Origin of the sequence: Commensalibacter sp. ESL0382 (genome assembly GCF_009725775.1) — a bacterium.
Lineage (GTDB): Bacteria > Pseudomonadota > Alphaproteobacteria > Acetobacterales > Acetobacteraceae > Commensalibacter > Commensalibacter melissae.
This window is the reverse complement of the sequence record NZ_WNII01000007.1, coordinates 15,672-31,966: the sequence shown is the minus strand read 5'-3', so window position 1 is coordinate 31,966 and position 16,295 is coordinate 15,672. Positions and strand designations below refer to the sequence as shown.

15 protein-coding genes and 1 tRNA gene are annotated in these 16,295 nt (G+C 37.0%); 1 reads left to right on the top strand and 15 read right to left on the bottom strand.

What is annotated here, in order from left to right:
• Window positions 1-56: 56 nt before the first annotated feature.
• The 5 genes from GM552_RS01630 to GM552_RS01610 all read right to left on the bottom strand — a co-directional run bounded on the left by GM552_RS01630 (window position 57) and on the right by GM552_RS01610 (window position 5,935).
• Complete coding sequence (locus tag GM552_RS01630) at window positions 57-1,577, bottom strand: L-aspartate oxidase (protein ID WP_155564991.1); 1,521 nt, start codon at window positions 1,575-1,577, stop codon at window positions 57-59.
• Window positions 1,574-2,542: a quinolinate synthase NadA gene (gene nadA, locus GM552_RS01625; RefSeq protein WP_155564990.1), complete on the bottom strand. Its 969-nt coding sequence runs from the start codon at window positions 2,540-2,542 to the stop codon at window positions 1,574-1,576. The genes GM552_RS01630 and nadA overlap by 4 nt, the downstream gene beginning before the upstream one ends.
• A 66-nt stretch (window positions 2,543-2,608) precedes the next feature.
• Entirely contained in the window at window positions 2,609-3,520 is a 912-nt protein-coding gene (locus GM552_RS01620) for an NrtR DNA-binding winged helix domain-containing protein (protein WP_155564989.1), read from the bottom strand.
• Between the two features lie 81 nt (window positions 3,521-3,601).
• Window positions 3,602-5,332: a ShlB/FhaC/HecB family hemolysin secretion/activation protein gene (locus tag GM552_RS01615; RefSeq protein WP_155564988.1), complete on the bottom strand. Its 1,731-nt coding sequence runs from the start codon at window positions 5,330-5,332 to the stop codon at window positions 3,602-3,604.
• A 333-nt stretch (window positions 5,333-5,665) separates the two neighbouring features.
• Complete coding sequence (locus GM552_RS01610; protein ID WP_110439398.1) at window positions 5,666-5,935, bottom strand: hypothetical protein; 270 nt, start codon at window positions 5,933-5,935, stop codon at window positions 5,666-5,668.
• 164 nt (window positions 5,936-6,099) lie between these two features.
• Between GM552_RS01610 and GM552_RS01605 the strand changes: the two genes are divergently transcribed.
• Window positions 6,100-6,849: a helix-turn-helix transcriptional regulator gene (locus tag GM552_RS01605; RefSeq protein WP_122123063.1), complete on the top strand. Its 750-nt coding sequence runs from the start codon at window positions 6,100-6,102 to the stop codon at window positions 6,847-6,849.
• A gap of 30 nt (window positions 6,850-6,879) precedes the next feature.
• Here GM552_RS01605 and GM552_RS01600 read toward each other — a convergent pair whose 3' ends face one another.
• The 10 genes from GM552_RS01600 to GM552_RS08990 form a co-directional block, all read right to left on the bottom strand.
• Window positions 6,880-7,371, bottom strand: coding sequence for a YdcF family protein (locus GM552_RS01600; protein WP_196424671.1), 492 nt, complete (start codon window positions 7,369-7,371; stop codon window positions 6,880-6,882).
• A 461-nt stretch (window positions 7,372-7,832) separates the two neighbouring features.
• A complete protein-coding gene (locus tag GM552_RS01595; protein WP_155564986.1) occupies window positions 7,833-8,012 on the bottom strand; it encodes a hypothetical protein in 180 nt (59 codons plus the stop codon).
• A gap of 161 nt (window positions 8,013-8,173) precedes the next feature.
• On the bottom strand, window positions 8,174-9,238 hold the full coding sequence (gene holA / locus GM552_RS01590) for a DNA polymerase III subunit delta (RefSeq protein WP_155564985.1): 1,065 nt from the start codon (window positions 9,236-9,238) through the stop codon (window positions 8,174-8,176).
• Between the two features lie 34 nt (window positions 9,239-9,272).
• Complete coding sequence (locus GM552_RS01585; protein ID WP_155564984.1) at window positions 9,273-9,989, bottom strand: hypothetical protein; 717 nt, start codon at window positions 9,987-9,989, stop codon at window positions 9,273-9,275.
• A complete protein-coding gene (gene leuS, locus GM552_RS01580) occupies window positions 9,989-12,601 on the bottom strand; it encodes a leucine--tRNA ligase (RefSeq protein WP_155564983.1) in 2,613 nt (870 codons plus the stop codon). The genes GM552_RS01585 and leuS overlap by 1 nt, the downstream gene beginning before the upstream one ends.
• 24 nt (window positions 12,602-12,625) lie before the next feature.
• Entirely contained in the window at window positions 12,626-13,120 is a 495-nt protein-coding gene (locus tag GM552_RS01575) for a DUF3576 domain-containing protein (protein WP_155564982.1), read from the bottom strand.
• Between the two features lie 152 nt (window positions 13,121-13,272).
• Window positions 13,273-14,517 (bottom strand): LarC family nickel insertion protein, encoded by a 1,245-nt coding sequence (locus tag GM552_RS01570; RefSeq protein ID WP_110439390.1) that lies wholly within the window; start codon window positions 14,515-14,517, stop codon window positions 13,273-13,275.
• 156 nt (window positions 14,518-14,673) lie between these two features.
• On the bottom strand, window positions 14,674-15,429 hold the full coding sequence (locus GM552_RS01565) for an aspartyl/asparaginyl beta-hydroxylase domain-containing protein (protein ID WP_155564981.1): 756 nt from the start codon (window positions 15,427-15,429) through the stop codon (window positions 14,674-14,676).
• 253 nt (window positions 15,430-15,682) lie between these two features.
• Window positions 15,683-15,758, bottom strand: a tRNA-Glu gene (locus tag GM552_RS01560).
• A gap of 188 nt (window positions 15,759-15,946) precedes the next feature.
• Window positions 15,947-16,081: a hypothetical protein gene (locus GM552_RS08990; RefSeq protein WP_255412382.1), complete on the bottom strand. Its 135-nt coding sequence runs from the start codon at window positions 16,079-16,081 to the stop codon at window positions 15,947-15,949.
• Window positions 16,082-16,295: the final 214 nt, after the last annotated feature.

The window sequence follows — 16,295 nt, the reverse complement described above, 5'->3', positions numbered from 1 at the left end:
GTCACCTCTATATTCTGATAAATCTATAATATACAAACTAATTTCATATAATAACATCATAATGTCTTGGCATACTGATATGCCTGATCAAAACTGATGAAAGATCGATTGGCTTTTTCAAGCGTAGCGGGATAATCCTGTCGATAATGTGCCCCACGAGATTCTTTCCGCAAGAACGCACTCACTGCTATCATCATGGCAATTTGTTCTGGATTAAGGACATATTGATCATCATGTTCATTAACCAGGGTAAGAAACTGCCGAATTGCCGATCTCAAAGTATCCTCATCTCGAATGATATTTAAATCTTTCTGCATTATCTTTTTTACAAAAGGTAAACGGTCAGAAATCACAATCCCAGTTTCATCTATCTCATTATCATTGCTTTGAATGGAAGGATGATTATCCAAAATTGCCTTGGCTGCCCGCATGGCCATAACTGTAGCTTCCAGCAATGAATTACTGGCCAAACGATTTGCTCCATGTAAACCCGTAGAAGCAACCTCACCCACTGCCCACAAACCTTTTATCGTTGTTTCTCCATTCAAATTTGTCTTAATGCCTCCCATATGAAAATGTTCAACGGGTTTGACAGGAATCAAATCCATTGAAGGGTCAATACCGACTTGATGACATAACTGTGCAATGGTTGGAAAACGTGTCTTGAAACCTTTGCCTAAAGCCTTTCTGGCATCAAGATAAACTTTTTTACCCTGAATAGTCTGATGATAAATTGCTCTTGCCACAACATCACGGGATGCCAATTCCTGTCCTTCTGTATTGGCCAGAAACCGTTGGTTATCACTATTAACCAAAACAGCCCCTTCCCCACGAACCGCCTCGCTGATTAAAGTCTTTGGAAAAATATTTACATCAAGTGCGGTTGGATGAAACTGAATAAATTCCAGATCAGCTAATACAGCACCAATATCAGCCGCCAAAATCAGACCTTGACCATAATTTTGCAGAGGATTTGTACTTTCCTCAAATAACCCGCCAATACCACCGGTGGCCAACACAATAGTGGATGTCACGATTGACCTGAATTGACCTTCTATTTGGGTTATTACTCCCCTTATTTTATTTTTATCCTTTAGAAGACGAACCGCAATGGTGTTTTCCATTACAGTTATTGAGGGGGTTCGCAAAACCGCCTCTGTCAACGCTTTGATAATACCCTGCCCGGAAGCGTCTCCATCAATATGAAAAATTCTCCGATGACTATGTGCACCCTCTAATCCGAGCCTAGGCCTGCCATGGCGATCATGATCAAAAATAACACCATATTTCTCCAATACTTCAATTGCCTTTCTTCCATCGTCCAATATGGTAGCGACAGCTTTTTGATCACATAATCCCGCTCCAGCCCTTAAAGTATCCTCTATATGCGCGGAGCTATCTTTCTCTTCATGACTGGCCGCCGCAATCCCACCTTGCGCATAAATACTGGATGTCTCCTGTCCTATCTTTCCCTGCGTCAAAAGCAAAACCGGCAATGGCGCAAGTTGTAATGCCGTCATTAATCCAGCCAATCCACTGCCAATCACGACAACAGGTGACTGCATAATGTTTTTCATATTTCCAACATCCTTTTGATGGAAAGGCGTGCCTTATCAGCAATAGATGGATCAATCGTGATTTCATATTTATTTTCTTCCAACGACGTCAAAATATTATCCAATGTGATACGCTGCATATGAGGACATAGATTACATACACGAATAAATTTGATATCTGGATGTACTACTGCCAGATTGTCACTCATTGAACATTCAGTCAGCAAAATCACTTCATCAGATCTTTTTTGCTTGATGAAATCTGACATCTCAGCCGTAGATCCAGAAAAATCAGCCGCTTCAATCACCTCAGGAGGGGATTCAGGATGCACCAGGATTGCAGCCTCTGGATATTCAGCTTTCAACTGCTTGATTTCCTGTGGTGTAAATCGTTCATGAACTTCACAATGCCCCTTCCATGTCAGAATCTCGACGTTGGTTTGTTTTGCAACATTTTGTGCCAGATACTCATCAGGAATCATGATAACCCTCGGAACTCCAAGCGCTTCAACAACCTTTTTGGCGTTCCCTGATGTGCAACAAATATCCGAAGCCGCTTTAACCGCCGCTGAAGTATTCACATACGTAATGATAGGAATACCTGGATATTTCTTACGTAATCCCATGACATCCTCTGCCGTAATAGATTCAGCCAAAGAACAACCAGCCTTCAAGTCGGGAATAAGAACTGTTTTATCAGGATTGAGTAATTTTGTCGTTTCTGCCATAAAATGTACGCCTGCCACAACAATGACATCCGCGTCAATTTTTTCAGCCTCCCGTGCCAAAGCAAGACTATCCCCAACGATATCAGCAACCGTATGAAAAATTTTTGGAATTTGATAATTATGCGCCAGAATAACCGCATTACGTTCTTTTTTTAGCTGGTTAACACGTTGAATTTTTTTTGTTAAACTCATTCGTTCCGGGGCAGCAGCAATTCTGCCCAGTTTATTTTCTAAATAATCAGGTAGTCCCTGCCGCATGTCACTCTCCTTTTATACTCAATTTGAGTATATATATGCCATTTTATCCTTAAAATATAAAGAATGTCAATTCCTTACCAATGGCAATTTTGATCCGGACATTGCTCTGGCATCAACAATTGACTTTTGGTACCTAAAAAGTTTTGCAGGTCTGCCACGATACTGGTCAGTAATATGACCAGTCTCCTCAATCAAATTCTGTTGTTCAATCATTCGCCTAAAATTAGACTTGTGCAAAGAACGCCCTATGATACGTTCAATGGTTTTTTGCAATTGCAACAAAGTGAATTCTGTCGGCATTAGTTCAAATACCAGGGCCTTGTATTTTATTTGTGCCCTTAACCGCGCAATTGCTGTAGCTAAAATCCGTCGATGATCAGCAAACATACCCTGACCAGCAAAATCTTTCCTTTCTAGATATCTATTCCCTGCTTCCGGAACCAAGCCTGCCTCATATAACAATTCATAGCGCTGTAAAATAAGATCTTCATTCCAGACATATCCATTGAGACCAAATAAAAATTCAATACGACGTTTTGTTTGTTCCGTATCTTCCGTTTTCTGGCTCTGCCATTCATATAAAGCCCCGATTATTGTTTCTCGTATGTTTTTTACAGCTGGTTTTAATTCATTTTCCCATGGAAAATATTCATACCAACCATGCCATTCCGTTTCGTTTAGACTGAAATCTTGATGACGCACAAGTCCAAGATAGCTAATCGAAATGGTTCGAACTTGAGGTTGATTGTATATGCGGTCTTGATCGGCAAAAGTATAAAGTTGTTCCAAAAAACCGACAGGATAACGTGTTTGTTGATGAATCCAAGCGCGCAATCCAGCTTGTAAACTTTGATGTCCCGGCTCAAAAGAACCAGATGGAAGCGTTGATCCCTTATGAATTGTCATAACATAAGGCATATAATCTATAATTGATACCAACACAGCAATCAATTCGGTCTGGGTCAAGGCTGCAGACATATATTTCCTTTATCCATTTATCTTGTTTAATTCATCTTTAACAATGATATTTTAAAGAAAATTCTTAATCTATAAAAAAATTTAAAGGCTTATACCAAACGCAAAACCAGCAATCCATCCTTCTGGCGCAAGAATAGACGGGGTAAAGGCATGCGTCACCGATGCATCCCACATAAAAATTCCATCTTTTTTTCTTAGCCCTATTCCTCCACTCCCGATATTACCGACTTTTGGCTTGTCAACATGATAAGGGGTAGCATAGACGGCTCGTGTCATTCCTGCATCCAAAGAACCGTAAAGCTCTGACTTATCCAGAAAAAAATCGCAAAAAGCCTGATAATCTCCACAATGCATATCATCCGTTGGTAAAGTCCAAGAAAGATCGTTCCGAATATAAACACCGGCATTACCAGCCAAATTCTGACGTATAAATCCCCTTACTGTATATGGTCCCCCAATCTGCATCTGCTCGTTATCATATTGACTTTTGTCGCTATATTCACCATGCACAAAAGTGTGCCAAGTCAGCGATTTTGTTATAGGCTGATCTCCCTGTATATCCATGATAAATTTAACAAATCGCGTATGTGGTGCATATTTTCCTGAATTATTTATCCAGGTCTTGGTCATTAATCCATTTAATCCAATTTTAGTTCCCAGGTTAATATACCATACCCGATCCCACAATTTTGTATATTCACTTAAAGTTATATTTAGCATTGACAAACGTGCGCTTTTATAATTTTCACGAATATGATTTCTATAATTCATGAAGGATTTTGTTTGATAGGAAATAATTAAAGAAGTTACACCAATTAAATCCCTGGTTAAAACCCTGGAAATTCCAACATGAAAATCCTTCTGTGTTACATCTTCACGATGCAGCGCGATTTTTGGTCCATCATGATACATATCATCTGAACGCCACCATCCACACCATAATAACCACGGACCCATTGGAACGGAACCCTCCATGGAAAAAAACGAGTTATGTCCCAACCTCTGTCGATTATTCAACGAATGATCATATTCAAATGACCACATATCTAATACACCAAAAAGATCAGTAACAATAAAATTCGATCGACCTATCGTTCTGGCTGAAATGCTTTGCCCATTGTTATCCGTACTCACCTTGCCATGAATTAAGCCCGCTTTTGGAGTTTTCACCTCAACAATAGAAGTATTATCCTGATGACCTTTATTGATTTTTAATGAGGTTTTCCAATTAGGTAAACGATTCATGTTATCCAGTCCCTGTTTCAAATCATTCAGATCCAAAACATTACCAGCAATCCATGGAAAAGCCGTCATTTCATGAAATCGTTCAGGAGTTCCTGTAAAATTGAAATTTTCAATCCTGCCTTCAATAATAACAATACGCAAATGACCAGAAGATAAATCTTGTTGTGGCAGGTATGCCCTTGTCGTCAAAAAATTGGTTTTAAGATAAGCCTGATTTAAAATATTTAGGATTGTATTTATATCCGAAACAGTTAAACAACGATGATTCCATTTTTTAATGATATGGTCTATTTTTTCTTTTGAAAGACTGTACGGATTTTCAATATCAATATTATTGATTTTTACACAATCCTTGATCTGAGGCTTGAATTTCTCGCCCTGATTAACAGAAATATCGTTGGATAAAGGCAATTCCATATCCATTAACTCCTGCCTTTGACGATATCCTTGATATTGCAATGAATTATAATACTGGTTATTACCAAAACCGTAAGCCTTGTTATTTAAACATAAAAAGCTTAAGCAATAGATCAATATAGCGTTAAAAACTAACGATCGTCTATTCATTAAAATATTCACTCAATAATTTCAGGCATTAAATTATTATTTAACAAAAGTAAATAAACTAATTGAGGCAATAATTATAAGAATGAAATACATAAATAATAAATTATATTCAATATAATTATTATCAATAATAAAAAATAAATTAAAATATAAATTATTTGTTTATTATAATTAATAATTCTTTAATAAAAAGAATAGATTACTATATTAAAATAATAGTATATATAAATTTTCAATAAACCTTTTATATATACTATTTCAACCAACGAATGGTATAAGATTTTGATATAAAACAGCTATACATACAAATAATGTTTATTTGAATATTATAATTTATTCACCAATCGTTGAGGCACAATAAACCTGTGTCTTAGGACGATTATTTGTATAAGCATCAGCCTCATAAATAGCCTGATTATTACAAAAAGATATATTTTTAAAATGAATATATAATGGTGAGGATCCTAACATTAATTCAATCCATAGCTCTTTTTGCAATTCGTTAATATCCTCATCAATATACGGAACAATTGCCAAACGGTTATTTTTTTGGAAAGGGTCAAAATCAATACATACTTTTTTTAAAAATAATTTTTCAGTCATTTTATATCCTTTTATAATTATATTTCTTTTAAATTATTAACATATTTATAATTATCATTATTACAAAACATTAAATAGTAAACATAGTAATTAATACAAATAAAATTGTTTTTTACAATAAAAAAAGTAGAGATTTTTAGAGAAAAATAAATAAATTGATCTTTATGATCAATTATAATGAAAAACGATACAAAAATATTATAGGTAAAAATGTAGAACGGTATCGTTTGAAAAACAGCTATACACAAGAAAACCTAGCTGATATTGTAGGATGTAAACAGCAAACAATTAACAGTATTGAAAAAGGCAGAATTAAACGCAGCAAATATCTGCCATATATCGCCAGCGCATTGGGCGTAAATATAGCTGACCTGGATCCTGATCTTAACAAAGATCAAAATAAAAGAGCCTTTGAATTGACCCATTCCAACAATCACAAGGAAAATATCAATAGCGATATAAATACGGTAAATATTCATGATGTCATAAATGAACATAAATCGACATCAAATTATTTGAAAAAAATAAACAGTGACATTCCTATATTCGCCACCATCAAGGAACTTGACAATTATTTCTTAATTACAAATACACCTGTAGAATATATTCCACGACCCCATCTGGTTAACCTTGAAAAAGATGCATTTGGAATTATAATCGGCAATCATGCTATGTATCCCCTATTCCGTGTTGGCGATGTAATTGTTGTTCATCCACGGAAAACAGTAAAAGAACATGATGTCTGCATTTTTATTGGCTATGAAAATGGATTAATGATTTACACTATTGGAGAGTTAATTCACGAGGATGCGTTATCATGGACGGTAAGACAATACAAGCTCTATTGTAATTTTTCTCTTCCGAAAACGGTTTGGAAGAAATGTAATGCAATTATTATAAAAATTTTCAGATGATCATTATTGCATACCCGCAATTTTCAAAAATTATTTTAATTTTAACCAGTAAAACAAATAGGCTACTATCTCTCTATTCAAAGAAAAAATATCCCGCCATGAATTATAACGCGGAGCAGATTGACCTTTCAATGGCATGCCAGCCTGTTTAAAAGCCAGTTGTATTCTGGGTAGATGATAATACTGAGATATTGCAATAACTGATTTAAAATGTTGCTTGGTGCATAATTCAACCACATTTCTGACAGTTGCTCTTGTATTAACCCCTTTTTCATCAAGAATAACCGCTTCACGGGGTATATTCTGGGTAAGTAAGTAATCGGCCATAACCTTAGCCTCATTATATCCTTCTTTTCCCAATCCCCCGCTAACAAAAATTAAAGAGGCCACATGTTTACGATATACAAACACCGTCTCATCTAAACGTGCTTTCAATCCAGCACTTGGCGTACCATCCTCATGAATTTTGGTACCAAAAACCACAAGTAAATCAGCATTGTCAATCTTTTTGAGACTACCCAAAAAAACGATAGCTATTATTATAGTTATGTAAAAAAATAAGATTATTAAAAACGTTCTGTAATTTAGCAGCATAATATAAATTTATTGATTTTAAACTATTACATTATACGTTAATTCCATTTGAATATTAAGAAAATCTTTTTTGATCCAGATAAGGACAAATTCCCTTAAAAATATAATAACCAGCTGTCATTAGGCAATCAAATAATTATTATCACCAAACTAATCTTGCCAATTTTATTTAACCAAAAAATATTCAAGGATATAAATTCCCATTCTATCCAACTGAACGTTCTGAATCGGTTAAGATAATTTGTACCCACTTTCCTTGAATTTGTACCCACTTTTGCACCCACTTTTTATCGCATAATCTGTCATGAACTGGCAAGAATATGATAGATAAATATGTATTTTTTAGGAAAAACAAGGGATTTGTCAGGAACTGGCAATATCTGGCATATTCAAATGGTGTCCGCGGCGGGATTCGAACCCACGGCCCCAGGATTCATCTCACCACGATTTTCATCGCCATTGATTGTGAAATTGACAATCAATGTTTGTAAGCTGGACTGTCTCTTTACCGTAGAAATATTTCCGTAGGTACCACCCGTACAGTCTCTACACCTTTCTGTTAAATTCAAAACAGACTTGGCTCGGGATTGGCATGATCGTTCTTGATCGAAGCGTTCCCCGAATTAGAGTGGATTCATCTTACTGTTTCCAAATAAGATGCCCAATATTTAGGAATCCTGTGCTCTATCCTGCTGAGCTACGCAGACACTATGCCTCTTTTACCCTGTCTTTATAAATTTGAAAAGAGTTCCTTTAAATTCATTACCATTTTTTTATCCTTAACCATCTGGGCAATCATCAACATAAACTGTCGACATAATGTTTCACCCGGCACAGCAGTTTGCTTGCTTAAAAATTCCAGATACTGAACTTGTCTGGCAAGATCCAATAATCGTTCTTTATTCCAATAGGTCATTGCCCTTTGAAAATCATTGGCACGCTTGAAAAAAATTGGTGGATTTAATTTTCCCATTGCAGATTTCAGGGACAATCCATCTTCTTCCATCATGATTCTAACCTGCATCATACGATCATTTAAATATAAAAGTCCACGAATAAGCGCAATTAAGGTAATCCCTTCCTTAAGTCCCCGATTTAACGTACGATCTGCAACAATTGTTTGCCCTGTCATAACCGCATATAAAATATCCTCTATAGAATATTCATTACTATCCCCCAAGACCTGTTCAACAGCTTCAATTGTAATTTCTGCCTCATCTCCAACAAAAAGTAATAATTTTTCTATCTCATTACGAATAAGAATTCGATCTCCACCTAACATTGCCAATAAATATCGGAATGCATCCGGGGAAATCTTCTTTTTCCCCAATAGTGAATGAACAGTTTCTTCCAGTGAGCGTCCAGTCTCTGCATAACACGCAATTGCCGCCATTAATGGATGTTTTTCGGCCAAGATCCGTAAGGGAGAACGAGTGGAAAGACTGCCCGCTTCAATAACAATCACTGAATCCAAATGGGATGAATTTTCTTTGTTCAAATAAGAAGCGCAAAAAATTTCAAGTTTTTTAGCTAAATTATCCGATGCATCTCTTACCCATACAGCACGTTGCCCACCCATCAAAGATAAGGCTGTCGCCTCTTCAACCAAACGGTCATGATTTTCCTTATCCAAAACAGCGACAAGAAAAGGATCGTTCAAACTATTGGCAATTTTTTTTACCAAGCGGCTGGCACGTTCTCGTACCAATCCTGTATTTTCTCCATAAATCAGATATACACGAAATTGATTGATATCTTGAAAAATACTTGTAATTTTTCGTGCATCGATTTTCATGAAATATTGATACCCTTATTTCATCTTTTATCCATTACTTATCTGAAGGCATTTCATCTTCTGTCATGTTATCCATTCCAACAGGAATCATGGTATTTCGACCGGTAGCCATTGCTGGCATTCCATCACTTCCCGCTGATTGAGTCTGTGCTCCGCTTGTTCCAGGCATCATGCTTGGTAACATATACTGCGCCTTGGGTGTATTTGGAACTTTACTTGTTTCTTGAAAAGAATCATTATGCCTGAACCAGACAGCAACTTGTTGTGTAACTTCATTCGCCAAATTCTGAGCAACACGAGTTTGCGCGGTTTCGTCATTCAACGTCTGAGCAAAATATTGTTCAAAAGTAATATTATAACCATCCATTGTCTGCGCATCACCCTGTGCCAAAATGACTGGATTAACAGATATGGTTTTCAATATCCAATGCGCATTCCCGGTCATTCTTGCCCGACCCGAAGAATTGTCATAATGAATATCAATTGCTTCTTCACTTAAAGACGGGGTTACATCCAACTCATATGTTTTTGGATCTTCAGGCCCATCCCCTGCCATATTCTGTTGTAAAAACTGCCGAATTTGCTGACCAAAACGATCATTCAAAACAGGAATATAAACTTTTTTCAATTCCTTATTGGTATCCAATGTAGCCGTTTTTTTATAGACAGGATGAAAACCACATCCTGCCAATAAAATTGCAAACCACAAGGGAATACTGGATTTTTTAAGGAATATAGTTAATGATTTCATCAGTTTACCACAAAATTAACGATTTTATTAGGCACATAAATTGTCTTTAAAACCGTTTTTCCTTCCAAAAATTTAGAAACTGTTTTCTCCCGCTGTGCCAATTGGATTATCTTTTCTTTTTCCATATCCGGAGCAACCTCAATCGTTCCCCGTAACTTGCCCTTTATTTGCACAGCAATAACCACTTTTGTCGCGGTTAACAAAGCTTCATCCGCTTTAGGCCATTCACTTTCAGCCAACAATTTGTGATCCTCAAAAAGATGAGACATCATTTCTTCCGCCATATGCGGAATTAACGGACTGGAAAGTCGACTTAACATCATGGCAGCTTCACGACGAGCAAAATCCATTCCCGGATCACCCGATTTTTTTTCTGCATCAGCCAAAGCATTGGTTAATTCGCGCAATCTTGCAATCGCAACATTCATTGCAAAATTATCCAATGATTCTGTTACCGCAACAATGGTGCGGTGGGTCAAGCGTCGCAATTGATCCGCATTTTCCGAAAATGTATCAGGTAAAACAACCAGCACTGGAACCTGTTGTGATACCGTTAAAACCAAACGGTATAAACGTTGCAGGTAACGGGAAGTGGCCATTACCCCTTCCTCTGTCCATTCCATGTCCCTTTCGGGAGGATTATCTGACAATATGAACCAACGTGCCGTATCAGCACCAAAACGTTCAATAATTGCAGATGGTGGAATCGTGTTTTTCTTGGACTTTGACATTTTTTCAACACGACCAATCTTAACAGTTTCGCCGGTATCACGTAAAACAGCTTTATTCCCTGTTTTTTTTACTTGGTCAGGAAAAATCCACTCGCCTTGTGCATCTTGATAACTTTCATGCATCACCATACCCTGAGTAAATAAAGCTTTAAAAGGCTCATCAACACTCACATATCCCATTTGTTTCATGGCTCGTGTAAAGAAACGCGCATATAGCAAATGTAATATCGCATGCTCAATTCCGCCAATATACTGATCTACCGGCATCCAACGATGAACAGCCTCCTTTTCTGTCGGGGTTTCGGCATGAGGTGCTGTAAATCGTGCAAAATACCAGGAACTATCTACAAATGTATCGCATGTATCGGTTTCTCTCTGGGCAGCTCCATGACAATGGGGACATTCAACATGTTTCCAGCTTGGATGATTATCCAACGGATTTCCGGATAAAGAGAAATCAACATCCTCTGGTAACTGAACCGGCAACTGGCCTTCTGGAACAGGGACTATTCCGCATTTTGGACAATGAATAACAGGTATTGGACAGCCCCAATAACGCTGACGGGAAATGCCCCAATCCCTTAAACGCCAGTTCACCACTTTTTCACCAATGCCCAATTTTTCCAATTCCGCTATTGCCACATCCTTGGCTTTGACTGTTGGCAATCCATCCAAGAATTCAGAATTTACAGCAATTCCCTGATCTGTATATGCAGTCTCGGTAACCTTAAAAGTTTCAGAGGTTTCTCCTTTCGGAACAACAACTGTCTTGAAATCAATTTTATATTTGCATGCAAAATCCAAATCCCGCTGATCACCACAGGGACAGGCAAATATTGCACCCGTTCCATAGTCCATCAATACGAAATTGGCAATCCAGATTGGAAATTCCTGATCAGGCATAAAAGGGTGCCGAATTTTCAGGCCAGTATCGATTCCTCTTTTTTCAGCTTTCTCAATCGCCTCTTCTGAAGTGCCCAACTGATGACATTCAGCTATGAAATCAGCCACTCCGCGATTTGTCTTTGCCAATTTAGCCGCCATCGGGTGATCAGGTGAAATAGCAACGAATGCCATACCAAACAGGGTATCCGGACGGGTTGTAAATATTTCCAAAACGTTCAAACTAGATTCAAAATCTGCTGGCAAATTCAGAACCTCAAAACGCACTTTTGCCCCTTCGGATCTTCCTAGCCACCGCTCTTGCATCGCTTTCACACGATCAGGCCAGTCATTTAGTGTATTCAATCCATCTAATAAAGGCTGTGCAAAATCCGTAATTTTCAAAAACCACTGGAAAAGCTGTTTTTTTACAATTGGAGCTCCAGAACGCCATCCCTTGCCATCAATTACCTGTTCGTTAGCCAACACAGTTTGATCAACAGGATCCCAATTCACCCAACTTTCGCGACGCTCAACTAGGCCTTCTTCCAGCAAGCTTAAAAACAATTTTTGTTGCTGACCATAATATTCGGGCTGACACGTAGCAAATTCTCTGTCCCAGTTTAGGGAGAAGCCCAATCTTTTGAGTTCTTCCCGCATGGCGGCAATATTTTCCATAGTCCATTTAACAGGAGAAACACCATGGCTTTTGGCAGCATTTTCAGCTGGAAGACCAAAAGCATCCCATCCCATAGGATGTAATACGCTATAGCCCCTTGCCCGCTTGTATCGAGCGACAACATCCCCCAATGTATAATTTCTTACATGCCCCATATGCAACTGTCCGGATGGATATGGAAACATTTCCAAGACATAATATTTTGGCAATTCAGAATTAGGTACATTGGGTACATCAAACAAATGACGTTTTGCCCATTGCTGTTGCCAATAAAATTCTACACGTTGAAAATCATACGATGATGGAGTGGAATTATTCATGTTAGTCTATCAAATATATTAAATTTACTTAAGTTTATCAGCACGCAACTGACGTGCGCGCACCTGAATTTTACTGGTAAGATCTGAAGCTGTATGAGAGGTTACAGGCGCATCGACCCACTGTCCGTTTTCCTTTATCTGACGATGAACAACAACACTGATCGAATCCGATCTCAACCGTCGGTCAAGTACAGTGCAAACAACTTGAAATCTTTCAGGATTGGATGGAACAGGCTGATACCAATCCGTTATAATGCTTCCCCCCACAGCATCAGCTGAAAGCATGGGCATAAAAGCCAACGTATCCAATGCCGCACGCCATAAATAAGCGTTAACACCACCTGCCAGACTATCATCCCCACCTGTGGCTGAACGATCCACACCAACAAGATGGTTTTCGGGCAAAATCAGATCCCGTTCTTTTTTATGACTGGAACAAGCTACAAGCCCCAGACTTAAAGCACTGACCATTACCAAAGAACGGGAAAAAGAGAATGAAGCATTTAAATTCTTCGTCATGTAGCCTCTCCAATGATTATTATGGCAGCTTGTGAATTTTTTCTATTCGCATTTTGCCTTTTGTACATCAATAAAACGGAAATATTACAATAATAATAGGTTTTCTTATACAGATTTTTATACGTTTTTTAAATCTTTATTCATAATTTCAATCAACTTTTCCCGGAAAAAAACAACCGTTTAACCGTTTCCTCAATTTCAACTGTTGATAAATCATGTGCTTTGGCAATAGAGCGGCATGTTGTTTTATCAGGAACAACCGAAACAATTTGATTGTTTAACAGTTGTCCTACAATAACTTTTATTTTTCCCCATGGGGTATTAACGTTTTCATCATAATGAATCAAATTTTCATATTTCTCAATACGCCAATGCACATATGCCGTTTTTAATCTTTGAAATAAGAAACGGCGCATCTCATCGGCATGTTCCGGGAGACAGAAAATAACAACCTTATCGGTCATTTGATTAAAGACTGAATAAATTGGCACAGTATAGACAAATTTTGCCCCATTCGCATAAAGATGGGTTTGTAATTCAATTAATGCATCTTGCGATGATTTGGCAAATTCTGCCTCTACAATAACAATTTCCCCAATAACTGATTGTGTATTTTTTCCTTTTGTTGTGGTTCCCACACATAGTCTTAAAAAATTTGGAAGATTATCATATTCCATTCTTCCCCCTCCATACCCTATACGAGAAATCAAGATTGGAGGGCAAGGCTGATAACTGGTCTTTAACGCTTTCAACAATGCGGCACAGGTTGGGGTTAACAATTCTTTTTGTGGCCCCGAGGCATAAATAAGAACCTCATTTCCCAAAAGCTCAAGCGTTACAGGGGTTGGAATAGGTAAAAATCCCTTGGAATCTTTTTTGATTCCCGATCCTACATTCAAGGGGGAAACATACCATTGATCTATCTTCAGCCAGACACATGCAACGCAACAAACTGTTACTCCAACAATCGTGTTCAGCGCTTTAATCTCATGAAAACTGATTTCTTCGATTGGCAGACCTGAGATTTTGGCTTGTGCTTCAGCCAAATTCTGAAAAGTTTCCAAAATAAGCTTTTTCGCTTTTACAGGTAGGGACGCATTGGAAATCAAGGCCTGAATTGTTCCCAGCAACTGTTTATTATTGACTTTTTCATCTTGAAAAGAACGCAAGAAATCATGAGAAAAATTCAAGCCATTTTCTGAAATGTCAAAACTAATATAGGCTTTGATCGTTGCAATATTGCTTCGCTTGACATGCATTAATTCTAGACGTGCGCCTATATCAAGGGCGTCAACTGCATCTTGTAAAATTTGTTCAGGAACACCGGCACTTGCCAAAGCCCCTATAAATCGGCTGCTACTCATACCAGCAAAACAGTCTAAAAAACCGATTCTCACAAATCTACACTTTCTCCAGAATATTTACAGTAATAATTTATAACCTAATTAAAAATTATAACAATTCACTTATTATTCAATAATCCTTTCTGCAACCCCATTTCATTGATTAAAGCATTTGAACATTAATAAAAAATCAAATACCTCAATCAATAACTAATGTAATATTTGTTGTTTATTGATTTTCATAAAATTATCATAGGCTTCTTTAACAAAGGCAGAACGACGGATCGCCATCATAAACAGATCTTGAACAACCTTACCAAATCCTCTTTCCGGCCTTAGAACCTGAAATAATAAAACAACCCGAGTTTGATTCGTATCATTTTCAACACTATGCCTATAGGTATCATCGAAAAGAATGCATTTATCCTGGACCCAGTATAAACGTTGCGTATCAACATCAATCCAGCATTTTTTTTGATCTATCGGCACAGCGACCCCAAGATGACACGTAAGCAAACCTTTGGTCACACCATAATGCGGGGGGATAACGGCACCCGGTTCAAGAATAGAAAAAAACGCTGAATTTAAATTCGGGATCTTATCTATCAAAGCTGCTGTTTTAGGCATTAACTTACAGTTTTCCATCACCCGTAACCCGTAACCCTGCAAAAAAAAGGATTTCCAACGTTTATCCGCGGCAATTCTAGCATGGTCAGGAGATATATCTCGCAGTGAGGGTGCGTTAACAGATTCATTTTGATACTTCTGAACAAGCTGTTCCCATTCTTTACGAATTATATCTGCATTAGCTTCGATTACAGATATCCATGGTAGAACCGAAATATCATATACAGGTTGATCCGGAATTTCTGAGTAACGGGCAAGCACTTTATTAAAATAAGGACGAAGTTTTTTCCCCATTTTGATTATAAAAGGTCTTTTAGGCTTTATAATTTTTTTTTGCATAATTTTACCAAAGTATTATATGGATCTATTACAAAAATTATTTTCAGTAATCTAATATTTTTCCATTTCACTATATGAAAAAACTATGTCTATATTATAATGCGAAAAAAGATTTTGTTTAAACAAAACAGATAATTTCGTATTGAAAATATTTTCAATTATTTTTGAAGCAAATCTTCTAGTACTTTTTTAAATATCTATATAATCTTACGATAATAATTATTTAACGTATTGCTAGATTGATATTCTCTTTTGGTGTCCCGTACGGGATTTGAACCCGTGTTGCTGCCGTGAGAGGGCAGTGTCCTAGGCCTCTAGACGAACGGGACCAGAAACCTTCTATATTTTTCTTTTATCTACGTCATCCTGCCCTAAAAAGCAACTAAAACTCACCAAAAAATCCAAATTAATCACAAAAAAATAACGACTGTTAAATAGTCCCTTTTCAAAGACCTGCAATCGTTATTTGAGTTTAGCATATAAAAATCAAAATAAATGGGATTAATTATCTAGTTATCTATTTTTTACCTTGATTTTTTTTCTTTGATAATTCAGAACCTGCTTCGGATTTATCACATTTACTAGCTTTAGGATCCCTTAGCGTTTCGGCAGCTTTGTGAGCTTCTTTTTTTGATACTTCATGTTTACTCATAACAATTCTCCTTTAAATGATTGTTATAATTCAATTATATACTATTTTTCTCAATTGTCATTAAAATATCAAAATATTACATTTTTTTATAAAGTAAAACAAAGTATAAAAATCCATACATATATTATTTCTTGTTTTTTTATTTGATAATTGCAATAACTATTCATATTATAAATCCGAATATATGCAAGGTGTTTCATAAAAATTCTTTTTC